The organism is Waltera sp. (assembly GCF_046969025.1).
Lineage (GTDB): Bacteria > Bacillota > Clostridia > Lachnospirales > Lachnospiraceae > Acetatifactor > Acetatifactor acetigignens.
The window spans coordinates 1-20,036 of the sequence record NZ_JBKVQF010000021.1 but is presented as its reverse complement, the minus strand read 5'-3'; the positions used below and the strand labels follow the sequence as shown (position 1 = coordinate 20,036).

At 44.9% G+C, this 20,036-nt stretch carries 19 protein-coding genes, 1 tRNA gene and 1 riboswitch; of the genes, 3 read left to right on the top strand and 17 right to left on the bottom strand.

From position 1 onward, the window contains the following. Positions 1-29: 29 nt before the first annotated feature. The 7 genes from pyrH to ACLTOH_RS11570 form a co-directional block, all read right to left on the bottom strand. Positions 30-725, bottom strand: coding sequence for a UMP kinase (gene pyrH / locus ACLTOH_RS11600; RefSeq protein ID WP_117467295.1), 696 nt, complete (start codon positions 723-725; stop codon positions 30-32). A 13-nt stretch (positions 726-738) separates the two neighbouring features. Further along, complete coding sequence (locus ACLTOH_RS11595; RefSeq protein ID WP_412224143.1) at positions 739-1,638, bottom strand: polymer-forming cytoskeletal protein; 900 nt, start codon at positions 1,636-1,638, stop codon at positions 739-741. A 98-nt stretch (positions 1,639-1,736) separates the two neighbouring features. Further along, a complete protein-coding gene (locus ACLTOH_RS11590) occupies positions 1,737-2,693 on the bottom strand; it encodes a polysaccharide deacetylase family protein (RefSeq protein ID WP_022312182.1) in 957 nt (318 codons plus the stop codon). A 214-nt stretch (positions 2,694-2,907) separates the two neighbouring features. Continuing rightward, positions 2,908-3,132: a KTSC domain-containing protein gene (locus ACLTOH_RS11585; protein WP_022312183.1), complete on the bottom strand. Its 225-nt coding sequence runs from the start codon at positions 3,130-3,132 to the stop codon at positions 2,908-2,910. A 349-nt stretch (positions 3,133-3,481) separates the two neighbouring features. Continuing rightward, entirely contained in the window at positions 3,482-3,982 is a 501-nt protein-coding gene (locus ACLTOH_RS11580) for a hypothetical protein (protein WP_412123656.1), read from the bottom strand. A gap of 296 nt (positions 3,983-4,278) precedes the next feature. Further along, positions 4,279-5,175, bottom strand: coding sequence for a hypothetical protein (locus ACLTOH_RS11575; RefSeq protein ID WP_337535831.1), 897 nt, complete (start codon positions 5,173-5,175; stop codon positions 4,279-4,281). 122 nt (positions 5,176-5,297) lie between these two features. Continuing rightward, on the bottom strand, positions 5,298-5,855 hold the full coding sequence (locus tag ACLTOH_RS11570; protein WP_022312287.1) for an RNA polymerase sigma factor: 558 nt from the start codon (positions 5,853-5,855) through the stop codon (positions 5,298-5,300). 265 nt (positions 5,856-6,120) lie between these two features. Here ACLTOH_RS11570 and ACLTOH_RS11565 point away from each other — a divergent pair. Then, positions 6,121-6,193, top strand: a tRNA-Thr gene (locus ACLTOH_RS11565). A gap of 102 nt (positions 6,194-6,295) precedes the next feature. On the opposite strand, the gene ACLTOH_RS11560 is transcribed toward ACLTOH_RS11565, so the two are convergent. The 10 genes from ACLTOH_RS11560 to ACLTOH_RS11515 all read right to left on the bottom strand — a co-directional run bounded on the left by ACLTOH_RS11560 (position 6,296) and on the right by ACLTOH_RS11515 (position 17,807). Continuing rightward, positions 6,296-6,526 carry a helix-turn-helix domain-containing protein gene (locus tag ACLTOH_RS11560; RefSeq protein ID WP_022313259.1) on the bottom strand — a complete coding sequence of 77 codons (231 nt, stop codon included), beginning with the start codon at positions 6,524-6,526 and terminating at the stop codon, positions 6,296-6,298. A 166-nt stretch (positions 6,527-6,692) separates the two neighbouring features. Beyond that, complete coding sequence (locus ACLTOH_RS11555; protein WP_118668796.1) at positions 6,693-8,399, bottom strand: methyl-accepting chemotaxis protein; 1,707 nt, start codon at positions 8,397-8,399, stop codon at positions 6,693-6,695. Between the two features lie 106 nt (positions 8,400-8,505). Then, complete coding sequence (locus ACLTOH_RS11550; protein ID WP_118730940.1) at positions 8,506-10,155, bottom strand: P-loop NTPase fold protein; 1,650 nt, start codon at positions 10,153-10,155, stop codon at positions 8,506-8,508. A gap of 141 nt (positions 10,156-10,296) precedes the next feature. Beyond that, entirely contained in the window at positions 10,297-10,596 is a 300-nt protein-coding gene (locus tag ACLTOH_RS11545; RefSeq protein ID WP_118539447.1) for a hypothetical protein, read from the bottom strand. A 290-nt stretch (positions 10,597-10,886) separates the two neighbouring features. Continuing rightward, a complete protein-coding gene (locus ACLTOH_RS11540; protein ID WP_337631289.1) occupies positions 10,887-11,117 on the bottom strand; it encodes a VanZ family protein in 231 nt (76 codons plus the stop codon). A gap of 568 nt (positions 11,118-11,685) precedes the next feature. Further along, positions 11,686-12,714: a glycosyltransferase family 2 protein gene (locus ACLTOH_RS11535; protein ID WP_118504996.1), complete on the bottom strand. Its 1,029-nt coding sequence runs from the start codon at positions 12,712-12,714 to the stop codon at positions 11,686-11,688. A 30-nt stretch (positions 12,715-12,744) separates the two neighbouring features. Beyond that, a complete protein-coding gene (gene mutY / locus ACLTOH_RS11530; RefSeq protein ID WP_119623909.1) occupies positions 12,745-13,890 on the bottom strand; it encodes an A/G-specific adenine glycosylase in 1,146 nt (381 codons plus the stop codon). A 5-nt stretch (positions 13,891-13,895) separates the two neighbouring features. Further along, positions 13,896-14,546: a DUF1653 domain-containing protein gene (locus ACLTOH_RS11525; protein ID WP_412123654.1), complete on the bottom strand. Its 651-nt coding sequence runs from the start codon at positions 14,544-14,546 to the stop codon at positions 13,896-13,898. Between the two features lie 88 nt (positions 14,547-14,634). Next, a complete protein-coding gene (locus ACLTOH_RS11520) occupies positions 14,635-15,018 on the bottom strand; it encodes a hypothetical protein (RefSeq protein WP_022313433.1) in 384 nt (127 codons plus the stop codon). A 107-nt stretch (positions 15,019-15,125) separates the two neighbouring features. Then, positions 15,126-17,807 carry an NYN domain-containing protein gene (locus ACLTOH_RS11515; protein ID WP_412224142.1) on the bottom strand — a complete coding sequence of 894 codons (2,682 nt, stop codon included), beginning with the start codon at positions 17,805-17,807 and terminating at the stop codon, positions 15,126-15,128. A gap of 409 nt (positions 17,808-18,216) precedes the next feature. On the opposite strand from ACLTOH_RS11515, the gene ACLTOH_RS11510 reads away from it, so the two are divergent. Together ACLTOH_RS11510 and ACLTOH_RS11505 are read left to right on the top strand one after the other, a co-directional pair. Further along, positions 18,217-19,011: a Cof-type HAD-IIB family hydrolase gene (locus ACLTOH_RS11510; RefSeq protein ID WP_022313435.1), complete on the top strand. Its 795-nt coding sequence runs from the start codon at positions 18,217-18,219 to the stop codon at positions 19,009-19,011. A gap of 72 nt (positions 19,012-19,083) precedes the next feature. Beyond that, positions 19,084-19,199: riboswitch (TPP riboswitch) on the top strand. 62 nt (positions 19,200-19,261) lie between these two features. Continuing rightward, complete coding sequence (locus ACLTOH_RS11505; RefSeq protein ID WP_022313436.1) at positions 19,262-19,984, top strand: energy-coupled thiamine transporter ThiT; 723 nt, start codon at positions 19,262-19,264, stop codon at positions 19,982-19,984. Positions 19,985-20,036 lie beyond the last annotated feature (52 nt).

Genomic DNA, 20,036 nt, shown 5'->3' with positions numbered 1-20,036 from the left:
CTGCGCCTTTCCATTTTTATTTTCTGAAATTATACGGTTACCTTGGTTCCGTTGAACTTGCCCTTCAAGGTATTCACAATGCTGTTCTCTTCATTCAGGCCGAATACCCACATGGGCATCTTGTTGTCTCTGGCCAGAATGGAAGCGGTCATATCCACTACCTGAAGATTCTTGGCAATTACTTCATCAATAGATACTTCATCATATTTCTTCGCTGTAGGATCTTTGGCGGGATCTGCATTGTAGACACCGTCGATTGCCTTAGCCAGCAGAATGACATCTGCCTCTACCTCAATGGCACGAAGAACAACGCCGGTATCGGTGGAGAAATAAGGGTGCCCCGTACCACCTGCGAAGAACACTACCATACCTTTGGCAAAATATTTATTTGCTCTGTCCTTGGAAAACAGCTTGGTAAAGGATCCGCACTCAAAAGGTGTCAGGATATTGGTCATCATGCCTACGGAACGGAAAATCTCGGAGACATAAATACAGTTCATGATCGTAGCCAGCATTCCGATCTGGTCTGCCTTGGTACGGTCAATGTTCTCACTGGAACGTCCTCTCCAGAAATTGCCACCACCGATAACGATACCTACCTGAATACCGTCATCTACCAGTTCCTTTACCTGTAATGCTACCTTTCTGACGGTCTCCTCGTCAAAACCGGTCTTCTTCTCTCCTGCCAGTGCTTCTCCACTAAGCTTCAGTAATATTCTCTTCATGGTCATATGCTCCTTATTTTACTTTCTTTTTCTCGGGCTTGTAATCATCGAAGAAGGAAGTCGGGCTGACATCCGCATAGCACTGAGAGCACATACCTTCGATTACGGCACCGTTGTTGATCTGTACGGACTTGGACTTGATGTTGCCCATTACGATGGCGGAAGAATCCAGCACTACAGGTCCCTGTACATCAATATCGCCCTTTACCGCACCTGCAATAGCTGCGCTGATGGCAGTGATGTTGCCGATGACTACAGAACTTGCACCGATTTTTACAGAACCTTCGCTGACGATCTCACCGTTGATCTTGGCTCCCTCTGCAAAGATCTCGGCAGCCTTGGAATTTCCATTGATATATCCGGTAATATTCAGTTTGCCCAGAATATCAATATTTCCGTTGATCGTACCTACCAGATCCATAGATCCTTCAGAACTTACATCTCCGGTGATAACCATACCTGCGGTGATAACTGCTGTTTCATCTGATGCGATTTTTGCGTCCATTCTCTTCTCTGCTCCTTTGCTATTCTCTGTATTCTCCTGCTTCAGAACACTGTCCACAGTCATATCGTTCTGAAGTATACTGTCCAGATCCAGTTCCGGTACGGCCTCTCCTATGGGAGCTTCCTCTATCCGGGATTCTTCTGCCGTTGTTTCCTCTTCCGGCTGTTCTTCTTTTTCCTGGGGAATTTCAATAGAATCCAGGTTCTTCAACATTTCTTCCAATGCTGCATTGTCATTTGGTGTCTCTTCCGTCTGCGGCTCCATCGGAGTCTCTTCCGTTGTCTCCTGCGTATTTTCCACCGGCTGCTCCTTCGTCTCTTCCACGGCTGCCTGATCCAGCTCTTCCTCCGGCATCAGTTCATTAACCGCCTGGGACAGATCTTCCTTCAAGTCTGAGAAAAATCCCATGATTATGTACCTCCATTTGTTTCTTGTTATTTATCAGCGGTTTTCGCGTTCTGCGAACGATCAAAACCGCAACAGGCATTCTCTTCTTACAGGTATTCCTACTCTATATGATGAATCGGCCTGGTATTTTCCGTAATCGGCAGGATCACTGTATCCGGCCGGGCCAGAATATTCTCTATGATATCCGGCAAAGCTTCCACTGTAGTCGGCTTCTCCGCGGAATCATGCAACAGTATGATAGACGTGTCTCTGGTATCGATATCCTTGGTACAGTTTTCCAGTAATGTATCCGTGGATAACTTCATGCTTCCGCCGTCTCCGGAGGACACATTCCAGTCGTAGTATTCCACTCCCTGACTGTCCAGATAATCAATAAAATCATGCATATCGATCTCGCTGATCGTATTGGAGCTTCCACCCGGGAACCGGTAACAGACACTCTCCACTCCGGTGGCCTGATAGATGGAGTCCCTGATCCGGGCAAAATCCTGTGTAAAACTGTCCATTGATTCATACAATTCCTTATATTTATGACTGTATGAATGCATTCCCAGCGTATGTCCTTCGTCAACGATCCTTTGCAGCGCCTCTTCTGCATTGGTTCCTTCTTTTCCCACCACAAAAAATGTGGCTTTGACATTGTAGCTGTCTAAAATATCCAGGATGTCATTCGTATAAATACTGGGGCCATCGTCGAACGTCAGATACACCTTGTGAATTTCTTCCTGCCCGAAGCTTTCCTCCGCCACCGGCTCTGAAGCTTCTGCGCCGGGACTGTCCTCCTGTATCTGAGGTGTCTGTACCGGTGTACTCTTCTGCTCCTGCAACTGCTGCAGCAGCGTCTGTAACTCCTGATTCCGGATATCCAGTTCATCCAGTCTCTGCTCCAGTGTCTTCAAAGTTCCGTCAATCGTATGCAGCCTGCAGATCAGATACACACAGCACAGGAGCGGAATCACGATTCCCGCCGCCACGATACCTATGATCATCTTCTTCAACCGCTGCACTCTTTTTCGCCGGGCTTCCGGCAATGTCTGTTGCAGTTCTTTTGCCATGAATCTGTTAACGTCTCTCTTCCTATTTCGAAAATCTCAGCCTCCATCAGACAAGACTTCTGTAACAGTATAGCATATTCCACTTTTTTGGGAAAGAGATTTATGTAAAATGTTATTTTGTAACGCAGGAAGCCGCAGGAGATATTGCTATCTCTGCGGCTTCCTGCGTTATAATTTCATTCCCCTGTTTGTATTCCCCGTATGCCTGGGTTCCCTACCCAATTTCCTGCATTCTTCGTTCCGGATAATGTCCCATAATGAAATTATGGAAAAAGAGTTCCGGAAGATGGTGACTCCGAAAGCGATACCAGATATCCTCCGGTACATTATCAAACTGCCAGATCTGTCCGTTGTTTGCAAATTCGATTTCCAACATTTGCTGCTGGGCATCGTACCCGGCAGACTTGATCATGGGATTTGCCCACATTATTCGCTTCATCTTTTGTTCTCTCTTTCTCATCCTGCTTGTTGTCACCCCTGACATAAATGTCCATTCGCTGTAAGGCGTTCAGCTGTATCTTTTTCCTGAAAGATTTCCCCTTATACTTTCACGTGAAGATTTTTGTCCCACCCACTGTGACAATTGCAGTATATTTTATTTTTCCCTTCGTTTTCCCTTATGCAGGTTTTAGCATACTTTCTGAATACATTGTTGTATCCCCACCCCCAGTGGTTCCTGCTGCAAGTAATATGTACTTTGTATTTCTGCAGTTCATACATTATTAAGTTTTTTCGTAAGTGTAGCAAGGGTTTATTGTGTGTTGTTTGTTACTTGATAGTTCTAATTGTTATAGTACGAATTTGAAGGCACCGGTGTCGTTGACAACTTCTTCGTAAACATCATAGTTTGCATAGTGAGTGCAAAGTACCCGGTAGGTTTTACCATTAACCGCATCAGGATAAATAAGTCCCGCCATAAACATATCTTCATTATAATTTTCAGCACCTGAAGACGTCATTACCGTCTTCCATCCATACCACATTTTTTGCTGTACCTTTATGTCTTTTACTCCAATAACACTGGATACTTCCACAGACAGAGTAGTAAATGTCATTTCTAATCCATTTAATGTAAACGCCATTGTGATTTCGCAATCAACCATCGTCGTTAATGGTTGCACTGTCGAATTGTATTCAACCTCTTTGTTTGTCACATTTACATTTGGGATATTACTGTCTGTAAGCTCCTCTGCATGTGTTTTTAAGCCCACTGTTGGCATTGCCAAAATTGCAATTAACATAGCAGCTAATGCTCTAACACTCCACTTTCTCTTTTTTGTTCCTTTCAAACCTTTACTCCTTTCCATCATAAGAATATTTTGCTACACTTTTAAGGTATTATCATCTTTACCATGACGTCCCTCTATATACTTCATGACGCATACCGCACAAATCTTACAAACTTTTTCAAAATTCATTCAACGAATTCATTCAACGAATTCAATTAGCAATTAACAAATTCATTTAACTAATTCATTCAACCATTCGATTAATCATTTATTTATAATTTCTCTCTTTCCGTTTTCACAAACAAAAAAACCTTAAAATTCTAACCATAGAATTTCAAGGTTTTTATATATACATCCTATTGTAGCTTCCCTTCGTGACTTAAAATCACATTTTTATACTCTATTACAATATCCTGGATCCTATCCTCATCACTTCTGCCTATAACAATATACTTCTCCTTACCATAATAAAAATACATGATATAGGTATATTCCCCAGATGACTCTTCTTTTGAAAAAATATCAAAATTAATTCCCCCATCTTCAAATTCTTTTTCAAAAGTATAACCCGGATATGTTTCCCTAACTCTCTGAATTTCCTGAGGATATATTCTTATTTCAAATCTCAGCGCATCATTCACATTATTCATATATACATATACCGTATCATTATACATGCTTTTCATAACCTTAATATTATCTATTTCATATGCTGAAACTCTCTCAATTTCACCTACTTCCTCGACATACTCTTTGTACTCTTCTGGTATTTTTTCTATGTCATAATATTTTTCAATTTTATAATTATATGACTCATTATCCACACCTTCCGGTGCCGTAATCATAGTCGTCCCTTCCTCGTTCTTATCCATCCACCAGAAGAAACCTCCATGCTTCTCCGCATTGGCAACTACCTGCCAGGAACCGCCAAGTACCATTACGACAAGTACCGCTGCCGCTACTACCGCAAATCTGCGTCTGCGAAAGTACCAGAGCACTTTATGAAGCTTACCCTCCCTGGGCTTGTCCTCCTCTTTCTCTGCAACAGGTTCACTTTTGTCCTTCTCTTCTTCGGTGCCAAGCAACAGGCGCTCCTCTTCTTCCCTTTCCTCACAATGTTTCCAGAAATCATCCAATGCCTCTTCCACAGGCAATTCATCTTCTACATTGTCTTCCTCTGTTTTCAGGTTGTCCAGCAGTTTCATTAATGTCTGTACTTCATCCGCATCAAACTCTTCATCTGATGCTTTCATAATGTACCAGTCCAACCGCTTGGTAAGCTCCTGAATCAGGCTTTCGTTATCCTGCTTCTTCATTTTAATTCCAATTCCTTTCCCTTCTGCATATCCTTATCTGGTGTAATATTGGTCCCTCGTTAAGTACATGATTCTTTTTTGTCAATTCTTACAGATTTTTTGTATTTTTTGTCGATACCGGACTCGTCGGGTATGTTTTGGGCTATCTTGCTTCTCAATCTGCTGATCCTGACACTCATATTGTTCTCGGATATTTTCTCAAGTTGTGCCAGCTCAGAAATTGAATACCCGTGAAGAAAATATTTGTAAAATCTGTTCTTCTCCTCTTCCGTCAGGCCTTTCGTTATTATGAGATCAAGTTCTGATTTTCCGTAACCGTCTTCCGTGAATGTATATTCGTCGGCATCCAGGTCGACTTCACATTCTATCTTCTTCAATGACTTATTCAGTTCACGTATTTTATTCTTGGCAGTATTGATCAGCCATCCCATTGGATTGGAATGTTCACAGAGAATATCCCACTTTTTATACGCAACATAATACGTTTCTTGCAGGACATCCTTTGCCAGTTCCTTGTCTGCCACCCTGTAGCGGATAAACTTGTATATTTCCGCCTGTGTCCTACGGTACATCTCATCAAATTCTTGATGGTCTCCTGTTGTCTCTTCTTTCTGCATGTGCACCTACCATCGCCTCATATAGAGGTTTTATCTTTCTAAAATATTTACTCTATAATTTAACATTTATCCCCGTACTAAATATAGATGATTTTACTATAAAGTAAAAATTTGTTTTACATCTGCTTATATTTTACTTTTCGTAGATTTTGTGTCAATTTTTTCTCATCGACAAATACTGTTAAAATTTGCAATTTTTGTTGTTGACAAACGGTATCTCTTTTGTTAGAATGAATCACGGTGATTGCGTTAGCCGTCACGTGATGCTGCTGTGGCTCAGTCGGTAGAGCGTCGCATTGGTAGTGCGGAGGTCACGGGTCCGATTCCCGTCAGCAGCTCTCATATAAGAAGCGGAAACATTGATTTTACAGTGTTTCCGCTTTTTGTTTTTCACAAACGCTGTAGATTTTCTTACTGCAAATCTCATCTCTGTCACAAAATTATAAATCCTCCAATAATACATGTGCCGGTATCTCCAGCACTTCAGCAATATCAAATATTACCTCCAAAGAAAACGGCTGGTCACAATTCGGTGCCTCGATCTTGGTGAGATAGCTGATACTAATACTTACTCTGTCCGCCAACTGCTCCTGTGTAAGTCCTCGTTGTTTTCGATATTTTTTAATCGCCTGTCCTATAATTTTATATTGTTCCGAATGTTTCTGACTCATTCCCTCATCTCCTGTTTCCTACCTCTACAATTCTAAAGGATAATGAAAGAATGAATGTTTCAGTCATAATGAAAGTTATGGGTAAAAAAATACCGATTTATTTTGCATCCGTTTCCAATGCCTGATAAATCGGTATTTCATAAACAATTATTTTCTTCCTAATAGTTTAATCTCTGCGTAATGTAAATTTGCCTACCACTTCATTTAAGGAATATGCCTGTGCCGACAATTCCTCGCTGGTTGCAGAAGATTCCTCCGCAGATGCGGAATTGGATTGTACGACCTCCGAAATCTGAGTCACTCCCACTTCTGCCTGTTCCATTGCCTGTGCCTGCGCTGTTGATTCTTCACTAAGTCTCCTGGAATCTGCTGCGATCTCCTTAACTCCGGTCACAATCTGCTCCAGTGATTCCGCTGCCGCTTCAGCGGCCTGATTTCCCCTCTCAATTTCCTGCAGAGAGCCTTCGATCAGACTTCTGGTATCCACTGCGGACTGTGCACTCTGTTCTGCCAGTTTGCGAATCTGTTCTGCCACAACAGCAAAGCCTCTTCCTGCTTCCCCTGCTCTGGCAGCCTCGATTGCGGCATTCAATGACAGCAGGTTGGTCTGACTGGCAATGTCTTCGATTTCTGCAATAATATTCTGAATCTTTTTGGACGTATCGTTGATTCGATCCATCTCTTCCATAAGAGATTTCATCTGTGCATGTCCGGCATCCGCCTGCTGTGCATAATTTTCCGCCTTCCGGGTGGTCTTCTGCAATTCACCCGCCGTACGGTTCACTGCATCCGCGATATTTGTAATTGTTGCTGTCAGTTCCTCCACCGAACCTGCCTGATCGGTAGCTCCCTCCGCAAGGGACTGGGCAGATTCTGCCAGATTCTCAGCGCCGGCTGATACCTGTTTTGCAGCTTCTTCTACCTGATGCAGCGTACCGTTCATCTGACGGTTCATTTTACGCATGGCATCCTTCAATGCCACAAACTGTCCTACATATTTATCCTCAATCTTAGTGCCGATAGCATAATTTCCCTCTGCCATCTGTCCCAGAAGTTCTCCGGCATCCGTAATGATCATATCCAGATCCGATGCCATCCCCTTTGCCACCTGTATCATATAAGAAATCTCATCTTCCGTTGCACACTCCGGAAATGCGCTGCTTAAATCTCCCTGTGCGAAGGTCTGCAGACGATCTGCCAATGCTATCATGGGCTTTTCTATGTCTTGCGCCATTTTTCGTCCCAGGATCACCGAACTCCAGAAAGAAACCACAACGATTGCCAGGATCACCAACAGCATATTCCGTTCCATTGCCCGCAGATCCGCTTCCGCACGGTCACCTTTCTGCACGCACAGGTTCATCAGTTCAACGAATTCTGCATAAATCTGTTCATATTGAGCCGTCAAATCTGTCGTATCCAGTTCCTGCGCTTCCAGATAACCATCCGCATCATCCGAAGTTGCCAATTCCAAGATTCGTGCATCCAGCTCCCAATAGCCGTCAAGTTCCGTCAAGACCGCATTGTAAGCTTCTCTTCCCTCGGAGAATTTGAGTGTTCTGCTCAATTCATCCATATAAGTTTCGAATGCCTCTTTCTTCTGGTCATGCAGAGCTGTCTGCTTTTCGATCACAGCTTCATCATCATACCCGACCACTGCGCGCAATGCACTTCTACTCTCCGAAAAAGCGGTCATCGCCTTACCGATATCCCCCTGTGTAAAACCATACCGATTCAGTGCTTTTTCATACTGCGCCGCAGCAATCAGAAGCGCTCCGATTCCAATGATTGCAGCTACCGCTCCAATTACCGCCACTTTTGTGAATCCCTTTGTCAATCGCTTCTTAATACCCTGTTGCTTTTGTGTTGCCATATATCGGTCCCCCTTGTTATTTATAAAAAATGCCATAATTTGCATTTTCATGTAAATTGTAGCACTTTCTGTTTTCCTCTTCAACTGTACGAAGGAATCACTTTTCTCATGTTTTCTGGTCTTTCATTATCTCTTCCGACAAAACCTCTATCCTATGTCTTGACATCTTATCACAATCTTTTTTTATGTCAGTACAATAGTTCAAAAATTTCTCCTTATCTGCATGGTACAGTAAATACATGATATTATAACAGGTATGATATCTATTCTGATCTACGTCCCCCACAGGAAAAGACGTCTTATTATACAGCTGATCCACTTTTGTCATTATGATCTCATGGTAATAACTGTTGCTAAAATAATTTCTGAGTTTATATGAAAATTGGTACGCTTTTTCCCCGTGGGTTGTGATCCTCAAATGTTCTACATATGTCTCAATCAAAAATTCTTTCATGTTTTCATTTTCTTCCATGTATATTATTTTCACCTTGTCTGAAGACATATGGAATAAATCATAAGAGTGCGTTAAAATTTCTTCTTTTCCATCTCTGACTGCCTGTTTTAGCATTTTGTTTAACCCGTTTTTATATATGGTTAAAACATCCTCATTATCTTCCTCCAGAATATCACTCCATACCATATAGGAATCTGCAAATTCGTTTAATTCCACAATGTTTTTTGCCTGAAGCAATCCCTTTTTTAAATCCGGCAGCATTACTTTTATCTCTGCATCTGTCTTATAATAATTGGGTTTATCTCCCGATTTAAGAAACAGTCGATACTCGGCTTCTAATTGTTCTTTATCAAGCGTCCCCTCCTGATAGTATCTCAACAGCATTCCGGTCAAATTATTACTGCTCTTTGTACCATAAAGATATTTCCCTATTCTATGCTCCAACGTATTTTCAATACTGCTCACCATCTTTTTCACCGAATCCGTATTGTTGGGATCATCCTCCTTATAATACAGATTGTGTGTACTTTCAACGACGATGGCATAACATATCAGTCTCAGTTCCTCCAAAAATTCATCTTTATTGCAGTCTTCACAAAATAATATTACATCATCATAAAATCGCTGCGCCTTTTCAAGTGTCCGCAAGTTTTCCACTTTATGAAGGTTCAGAAATTTTTCAATAAATTGAGCATGGATATGCAATTTACTCCACTCGACACTCTCTGCCCGTTCCGTAATAGCATATGTTCGTTCAATTACCTTTTCACTGTATTTGTCAAATATCTCTTTTTTATCTTTTGACATTTCTGCGGTATTCGCAACGAGTATAACTTTCACATAATTACATTGTTTCAGTTCCTCTATGATTCCAAATATCTCTTCCAAATTCATATTACTGTTCATTCTTTCCAGATCGTCTATGACCACAATGTGAAGGAATGTAAATTCTTTGGACAATAATAAAAATAGTTCTCTTTCGTTTGCTATATTTTGTACCACATCCCGGGCCTGTCCGACTTTATCCCAGACCTTTGCTGCGCCTTCTATGATATTATTAGCTATTTCACCAATCTTCCCGCCGACATTATTCTTCAATGCCAGTTGAAACAATACTTCATGATATATTTGTCTCGCATCTGTCATTCCGAACATTGATATTTTACAAACGTCCGGATTTCCTGCCAACGCCTCATTTACCGCATAAGACTTTCCGACACCCCAGGTTCCATCAAACAAGATGGTCTTATAAGGTAAGTCATTGATATTGCCAATTATAGTTTTTATTTTATCTGCTCTCATTTTTTCCTCTCTGTACACAAATTCATAATAACCGGACAATCTTTTTACATAAGTTTCTCCGGTTATCTGTCGTTCTGCGTTGTGTAATTGTTGGTGAGTTCCGGTTTGCAAACGGATTGTCTTATAAATGTCACAGATTAATCATTCCATATTTTCTCTGCATTGCCAGTAGCACTTCCGGATCATCCAGCTGCGCCACCTTATCTGTATCTCCTCCGGCAATTCCCTGTAGGATTTCCGATCCCTTGCATACATATCCAGCCGCACCGGCTTACCATCCACGGCATACTGGAATTCCCTCTGTGGCTGGATATCTTCCAGTGTTCCCACCCGTTTTTCCAGCATCCGCTCCAATACATCATGGCAGAGCACCTTGTCACCCATGGTCTTGCCGAAGATAAAATCATCCGATATCGTCAGTTCCTCATAGCGTTTTGCCATTCACACTCTCCTTTGCTTTTACCGCAGGAAAATATGCTGTCGCAGAAACGAATTTCAATCCGTTCTATGTCTTCTCCTGCTCTATTGTTATCATTGGGTAATTAAGCAGGGATTCCTCTGAAGTCATAGACACCGGCTTACACCGATATAGAAATTTGAAATAGAAAATCTGCTTACGAATAGAGGATAGCAAATGAGCACTCGATTGTCAACGTGGCAAAATAGCAAAATCTGTCCCTGGCAAATTTGGGCATTATGCTTTAGAATCAATTTTAACTCCATCTATATATTTATTTTGGTCTTATAGCCTGTCCTTCAGATTTTTCTGAACATCTTTTCATAATCATTCTCCATAATGTAAATCCTATTATTGCTCCAGGGACATTATGAAACGGATCATCAAAAAGTTCAAAGAGTCCACGTTTTGTTAATAACTGGCTGAATTCTATACTGTAACTTATAATTACTGCAATCAATATCACCCATTTTAACTTTCGAACACCTAATCCCTGTAATCCTATTCCTACCTTATTGCTTTAATATAACTCCAAAATGACATAAGTTCTGCCCTCGGATTTCTTATTGTTTGACGGGCATGGAATCGTTCTTCACGTTGTGTCTATAGATCACCGTATTGTTGTCTGTAAAGTCCTTACTGTTCAGATTCTCCGTATATATGCACCCGGGATATCCATACGAACCATCAATATTATGCATAAAGTAATAGGAATTATCGGAAGGGTGCTGTAAAATCGGATATTCAATTTCTGTCCCCGGTACAGTGATCCAGGCATACACATCCGGATTCACCGACTGCCGCTCCTGCCACAATGGTCATTATCTTTCGTTTCATGTGAGCTCCTTCTTCCCAAATAATGGAAGATTTTACTACTCCTAAATTTTATTCTACGTTTTTAACGTAATTTTAATTTCGTTTTAAATGTAACCGTTATATACGTTCAAAACAGGTATTGTCAATAGTTAGGGGGCTTCATGCAGGACGAGATGGCTGGAAAAACAGAAGAAAACGGATACTTCGGGTAAACCGCCGAAGTATCCGCTATTTTGACTATGTTAAACAATTCCGTTCTAATTAAATCCGAACAATTTCTGGCAGATCTTATATCCCTCTACCGAAATCTTCCGTCCGCCTCTTCCGGGAAGGTTCATGGTACCGCCCATAATGCCGTTACGCATCCACAGATACAGGCGTTTGTCTTTTCCTTTCAGGTACTCCCACAGTTCTTTCTTTTTCTCCAGATGTTCTGTGGTACCGGAGCGGATTAACAGTACGGAAGATACTGTCATGATGATCTCCAGATAGTTGCGCATGTACTGGTACAGACGTCGGTTTTTCACCAGTTCCGACTTTCTGCCCACCAGATAATCAATCATCAGCTTCGTCACTCGGATCTGCTGGTCAATGCGGGAGATCATCACGGTCTCATTCACCGACTGATCCTGTCTTCCTATATAATATCTGTAGAAATTCACATCCAGATAATACATATTCTTCACATAAGGAAGCGGTTCAAATACATACAGGTTGTCCACATAGAAGGTGTGCTCCGGAAGCTTCAGTCCACATTCCTGTAACAGTCTGGTACGGAAGATCACGGAGTGCATCAGTATGTAATGGCCCTTCAGAAAATGATGGCAGTCCGTCCAGGTGAACATCTTCTCCACCGGCAGGATATGACGGTACTGGATCACCTTTTTGCGGCGCTCGCCTTCTTTTTCATAGACATAGTTGCTGATGAGCATATCCAACGCCTGACCGCCGCCGGCCAGTTCTCTGAGAGTATCCAGGATCTTAAAATATGCATCCTGCTTCACCCAGTCATCACTATCCACTACTTTAAAATATAGTCCCGTGGCATTGGCGATTCCGGTGTTCACAGCAGAACCATGTCCGCCGTTCTCCTTATGAATAGCACGCACAATCGTAGGAAACTGTGCTTCATACTCGTCTGCAATCTCTGCGGTACGGTCTTTGGTAGAACCGTCATCGATGATCAGGATCTCCACATCCTCTCCGCCGATCAGCAGGGAATCAATACATTTTCTCATATACTTTTCAGAATTGTAACAGGGAATTGCTATGGAAAGTAATTTCATATCGCTGTCCTTTCTTCACTATCTTGTTATTCACTGTCCGGGATCGTTCTCTCGGGCCCCCAGTTTCATGTTCAATCCCTTCGCATAGACTGCAAACGCGGAAGGAATGGGATATTTCTCCCTTGTCTCCGAAGGTTCAATATAGATCCAGTCTGCTGAATCCGGGCCTTCACGCTTCGGTGCCAGTTCATCCACACGGATCAGATATCCTTTCATATGCCATTCTCTATGGGAAAAAATATGCTTTGCATCCTCAAGAGGCTGGATCCGGAGTACCTGCAACCCGTTCTCCGCCAGATATTCCTTGACCTCCTCCGCGGTATGATATCCTTTCATCGAAGGGAATTCATACATACCGGCCAGCAGACCTTTCGCCGGACGCTTATGCAATGCCGCCAGCTCCGCATCCCGGATAATGAGGATCGTCTTCTCCTCCACCGTACGTTCTTTTGCTTTGGCTTTGTTCGGATATTGCAGCTGTGTACCGTCCGCATACGCCAGACATATCTGCTGTAGGGGACATTCCTCACAGTGCGGAGCCCCGTTTGGAATACATACACAGGCACCGATTTCCATCATAGCCTGGTTGAAATCTCCCGGCCTGTCTGTAGGAATGACCTCCCACAGATCCTTTTCCACAGCCTTTTTTACTTTATCCTCAGAGATACAGCGTTCATCCTTGCGGACTCTTGCAATGACTCTCAGAACATTGCCGTCCACCGCCGGATTGGGCTTGCCGTAAGCAATAGAGGATACCGCCCCAGCCGTATAGCTGCCGATTCCTTTTAATTTTAATAACTCCTCATAAGAATCCGGCATGACTCCGCCATAATCTTCCATGATCTGGATGGCTGCTTTCTGTAGATTCCGTACCCGGTTATAATATCCCAGGCCCTCCCACAGCTTTAACAGCACCTCTTCCGGTGCCTGCGCAAGCGCAGCAATATCCGGCAACGTCTCCATAAAGCGCTGGAAATAGGGCTTTACCGCTTCCACTCTGGTCTGCTGCAACATGATCTCAGAGACCCATACGCGGTAGGGAGCAGGATCCTCTCTCCAGGGAAGGATCCTACGGTTATTATCATACCATTTTAAAAGTGGTTTGGGAATCGCCCGAAGGTCACCTTTCCTAAAGATTTCCTTAACATCCGTTAAATTTTCATTGTATTTATCCATAGAGTCTACCGCAGACGGTTGCATTCGAACTTCTCCATGGTGAGCAGGCAGTTCTTCAATTCTTCATAACGCTCTTCCGGCTCACCGTCATTTACTTCAATATCACAGGAAATCGCCATGGTCGTGATCATCTCGTTGGTGATACGATGGTGCAGTCCTGCCAGAATATTTAGCTTCTCCTCGTAGGAATCCGCATCCAGAAATTCCAGTACTAACGGATCCAGTGCGGGCTCTTCATCTTCTGCGGGGGAAACCGATGCTATTGTTGTCTGTGCCGCGGTCGCCGTTGCCTGTGCTGCTATGTTCTGCGCCACAATCGGCGTTGCCTGGGCTGCTGCGGGCTGGGACGCGGTCACCGTTGTCTGCGTTGATACGGGGTGCTCCACACCTGCTGCCTCCGTCTCGCAAATCTGTCTGTCCGCATCCGTTCCCTGTAATTCAAACCGAAAACGCTGTGTCACCTCAGGGTATCTCTGACGATCCACTTCTCCGGTAAACATGACAAGGGGCCTTGCATAGGTCTTGAAATCTCCATACAAAGCCTGATAAATCACCAGCTGTTCTCCGGTCTCTGAATGTTCCGCAATCGTTACGACCTGATACAGATTGCCCTTAAAATGCTTATATATCTCATGTGGTTTGGGAATAAATGTCATCTGTCGTTCTCCTTTCCCATCGCCTCGTTTACTGTGGCATATGGTATCAGTATACCCCTTATTTCCAAAAAAGTCATGTAAATAGTCTCTAAAAATCCGTCAGCAGATATTCATAAGAGACCGAATAATTGCCGACTGCGTTGCAGGCCCGTGCCAGTTCTGCGCTCAATGCTCCCCGTTCCGTCTCACTCATGCTGTTGATCTTCTTATGATGAATGGTAAACGTATAATCCGGACTGCCGTCTTCTTCCAGTGCATAGGTCAGCGTCACGCCGCTGTTGCGATAACCGTTCTCATTCAGATACTGCTTCATATCGCTCATCAGCTGCTGTTCCTGTATCCGGTTCTCCATGCGCTGCGTCTCATCCCGGCTCTCGCTCTTCACGGTTGCGCCGATACATAATACAATGATCAGAATAAGTACTGCGGTAGTACTGTAAAATGCCACATTGGAAACGAACTGTCTTCTCATAACCCATACCTCTTTTTCTGCTTTTTGTGCTCAGGGTTCTGTCGGAAATCTTATTTTCCCGTCCTGACAGGTATAGATTACACTTTTTCAAGTCCAATAAAACTCTCTTATTTAAAATATTCGGCACCTGCTGCCTCTACCGCTGCTTTCAGCCCCAGTGCGGACATTCTTGTGGCACCGTTGCCCCAGATGATCATCTGTTCCAGTGCATCTGAGGTTGCCACCGTCACCCGGTATTTCTGCGGCTTCGCCCCCAACTGATGGGCCGTGCGCTCGATATACTGGTCTGCAGTCTCCGCTTCTTTTGTATAGACCACTTCTATATTATGATATTTCATGGTGGAGCCGGGATTGTCCTTCACCTTGTAGGCATCATAGACCAGGATCAGGCGACAGCCCTGATATCCCTGATAGTTACACAGAATATCCATCAGTTTGTCCCTGGCACTGTCCAGATTGATCTTCGCCAGCTCCCGCAGTTCCGGCCAGGCAAAAATAATGTTATAACCGTCCACCAGAAGGTATTCCTCCGGTTTTTCCTGCGGTACGACCTTCCGCATACCGGTGTCACCGGCACTTCCCGCCAAGCTGCCCGTATAGCTGCCACGGTTTCCGGAAGAAGTATGGTATCTGCGGAATCTGTGGGGATCCTCCGCCTTTTTCCCATAAGTCTGGCGGAAGATCTCTTCGATCTCTTCCTGAGAAATAATCCGCTCTACACCACCCCCGGTCTGACGAATAGCGCCCTGCTGCCTGTTTACTGCCTGCAGTCCTGCATCCGAAATGCCGTCCGCATCTTTGGTTCCTTCCTTCTCCGGCTTCCAGCCGCTCTCCACATGGGCATATTCTGGCACCTGGTCCCAGGACACCTGAAAACCGGCACCATGAGCGCAGAATACCGATCCGGTGGGGTTGACCACATCCGCTTCCGGATCATAGCCGATCTCTGCCATTACCTCCTCCGGATTATGGCAGGGTTCATATCCCTTCAGTGTGCAGGACAAACGCCCATGACCTTTGGTATAAGATGCCACCTCTTTTCCATAATCTCCCATGGAAGCCACGGGAACACTTCCCGTCAGCACACTGTTATTGCCTTCTGTCTCCGGTGCTTCAAAGCTTCCGTTCATCCTCGTGATATCTGACATGGCTCTGCCAAGATTCTCCGTAGGCACCTCCAGTCGGAAGGAAAACCATGGTTCTAAGAGAATGCTCTTTCCGCTGCGCATTCCCTGACGTACTGCACGGTAAGTGGCCTGTCGGAAATCTCCGCCCTCTGTATGTTTAGTGTGGGCTTTTCCGGCAATCAGCAATATCCGCAGATCCGTGAGTTCGGAACCGATCAGCACACCCACATGACGTTTTTCCTCCAGATGCGTCAGGATCAGTCGCTGCCAGTTACGGTCCAGCATGTCCTCGCTGCACAGAGAGGCAAATTGCAATCCACTGCCCCGCTCCCCGGGCTCCAGCAACAGATGTACCTCCGCATAATGACGCAGGGGTTCAAAATGCCCGATGCCTTCCACCGGCTCCGCCAGAGTTTCCTTGTATACAATGCTTCCAGCATCGAATTCCACTTCCAGACCGAAGCGCTCCCACAGGATATTTTTGAGGATTTCCATCTGCACCTGTCCCATGACCTGCATATGGATTTCCCTGTTTTCCTCCTGCCACAACACATGCAGCTGCGGTTCTTCCTCTTCCAGCTGGCGTAGTTTCCCCAGTGCCACGACAGGATCCACCTCCGGAGGGAGCAGTAGTCTGTAAGTCAGCACCGGTTCCAGTATCGGCGTGGAGTTCTCGCTTTCATAGCCCAGTCCCTGCCCGGCGAAAGTCTTCGTAAGTCCCGTGACCGCACAGACCTCACCGGCTTTCACCGTATCCACTGCCTCATAGCTTCCGCCATTATACAGACGCAGCTGGTCGCATTTTTCCTCCCAGATTTCCTCTCCTGCACCGCTTCTGCTGTTTCCCACCGGCATTTTAACCCGCAGACTTCCTCCGGTGACCTTCAAATACGACAATCTGATTCCTGCGTTATCCCTGCCGATCTTATAAACCCGGGCTCCGAATTCCTCCGGATATTCCGGTTTGGGCAGATACGCATTCAATCCGTCTAACAGCTCTGTAATTCCCCATTGTTTCAAGGCGGAGCCGAAAAAGCAGGGGAACAGCTTACGCTCCGCCACAGTGTCCGATATGTTTTCCGCCGACAGTTCTCCGGTTTCCAGATATTCTTCCATCAAGGCTTCACTACACATGGCCGCGTGTTCCAGCTCTGTTTCCCGTTCTCCTTCATTGTCCCCAGGCTGCAACAGTTTTCCCACGGATGTAATATTGCTATCCAGCTTTTTCTGTAGCTCCGTCAGTACTTTTTCCGGATCCGTCCCCGGTTGATCCATCTTGTTTACAAATAAAAATACCGGCACTTCATATCTTTTTAACAGCCGCCACAGCGTATGTACATCTCCTTGCACTCCATCGCTTCCGTCGATGACCAGAACCGCCGCATCCAGTACCTGCAGCGTCCGTTCCATTTCCGCAGAGAAATCCACATGTCCCGGGGTGTCTAACAGTGTGATATCCACATCTTTCCACCGGATTCTCGCCTGTTTGGAGAAAATGGTGATTCCTCTTTTCCGTTCCATGTCCCCGTTATCCAGAAAAGCATCTCCGTGATCCACTCTTCCGGCCTTTTCTATGACACCACAGGCACATAAAAGGCTTTCTGCCAATGTTGTCTTCCCGGCATCCACATGTGCCAGGATCCCAACGATACTTTTTTTCATGCTTATCCTATCCTTCCAATGCCAGCATCATCCTGCAGGCACGTATAAAACGTTTTTTCTATTATAAAGAATACTATATCCATGAGCATTTTCCAACTGTTTTGTATTTCCAGATACCGTTTGCAAATCCGGCACCGCGTAGGATATAATGTAATGAGCCTCAAGGAAAAACAAGCGGCTGCGAAGCAGACATTTGTTTTTCTGGGCTCATTAGCGAACGAATATCCTGCGAAGCAGGATGTAGAGCGCGATAGCGCGGATTCGTGAGCTCATGATATAATGAGCGCAAGAGATCCCACATGCTTGCATGATTGGCGAACGGCGAAGTTGATTATGATAGTTGCGAAGCAACGTTAAGCACCGAAGGTGCGAATCATGATATAATGAAATGTAAGATTCAGGAGGCACTATGATCAAACTTATTGCAACCGATATTGACGGCACGCTATTGAAGGACGGCACTCTGATGCTGGATCCTGAATACATGACCGTCATTGAAAAGCTGATTGCAAAAGGCATCCGTTTCGTTGCCTGTTCCGGCAGACAATTTATCAGTGAGCGGAAGCTTTTTGCTCCCATCCGCGACAAGCTCCTCTATATCACCGACGGCGGTACCGTGGTCCGCACACCGAAGGAAATTTTAAAGGTGCATACCTTGCCCGAAGAGATCTGGCACGGCATGTGTGAGACAGTCCGGAATGAATTACCGGACTGCGATTATTTTATTGCCACACCGGATTATTGTCTGGCGGAAGATGCTGGAAGCCGGATGTTCCGGTGGCTTACGGATTCCTACGGATATGACATCCGGGAATCTGCCGATCTTATGAAAACGCCCGTGGACAATGTGATCAAGTTCACTGTATATCATCCTTCCGCCTGTGAAGAAATGTGTGCACCTGTCTTCACTCCCACCTGGCAGTCCCGGGCGAAGCTTGCTTCTGCCGGAAAAGAATGGGTGGACTGCAATCCCCTTGGGGTAAATAAGGGGTCTGCGATCCGTTTTCTCCAGGAATATTTGGGGATCGCGCCGGATGAGACCTGTACCTTTGGAGACAATCTGAACGACATCGAAATGCTGCAAAGCGCCGGAATGAGCTATGCTGTCTCCAATGCAAGAGAGGAAGTCATTGCCGCTGCAAGGGATACCTGTGCGCCCTATTGGGAAAACGGAGTGTTGCAGGTGTTGAAAACTTTTTTATAAATTCCCCGGGGCATTCCGAAAGTAAACGCTTGACACTGCTGCGATAAAGCACTATAGTAAACAGGTAAATAGAATATCCGCTAGGGGAGCACATCGCTGAGATTGAAGTGCCGCCGTCAAGGCTCCGCTTCTAACCCTCACTACTTGAACCGGGTAATACCGGCGTAAGGAAGCACTTTGTTCATACAGAGCTTCTGTCTGTATGGATACGATGTTGTCCCTCCTCGCGCACACGAAGGAGGATTTTTTTATGTTGTACACTGCTGTTACCAATGACTGGGGAGAGACTACTTATATCCCCACTACCCTGGGAAATGTCCTGTTGGTGATCATTCTGGCCGCACTGTTGGCGGCCGCTGTTTTATTTGCCCGCATGCAGATGAAAAAGACTGCTGTAGCTCCCACTGTTTCCGATGGTGATCATAAGATGAATCGCAGCAAGCTTACGGTAAAGCAGCTGGCATTCTGTGCCATGGCCATTGCCCTGGGAACCGTTCTTTCCAATATCAAATTGTTCCATTTTCCTACCGGCGGCTCCATTACTTTGCTGTCCATGCTGGTGATCTGCCTGCCCGGCTACTGGTTCGGTCTGGGTGCCGGTATTGCCACAGGTGTAGCCTACGGTGTCCTGCAGCTGCTCATAGATCCCTATGTATTATATCCCCTGCAGCTGGTGGTAGACTATCTTCTTGCTTTCGGCGCTCTGGGACTGTCCGGTCTCTTCTCCAATGCGAAGCTAGGACTGATCAAGGGATATATTGCCGGGGTTCTTGGAAGATATGTGTTTGCCGTGATCTCCGGATGGATCTTCTTCGGCTACTATGCCTGGGAAGGCTGGGATCCCCTGCCTTACTCCCTCGCCTACAATGCTATCTATATCTTCTCTGAAGCAGCCATAACTCTGGTAATTTTAAGCGCTAAGCCGGTACGGAATTTGTTTGCGAAATTGAAAGACATGGCTTTGAACGACTAAATAGAAAGTTAGTTAAATACATTGGCAAAATCCACGAACTCCCGGAGCATGC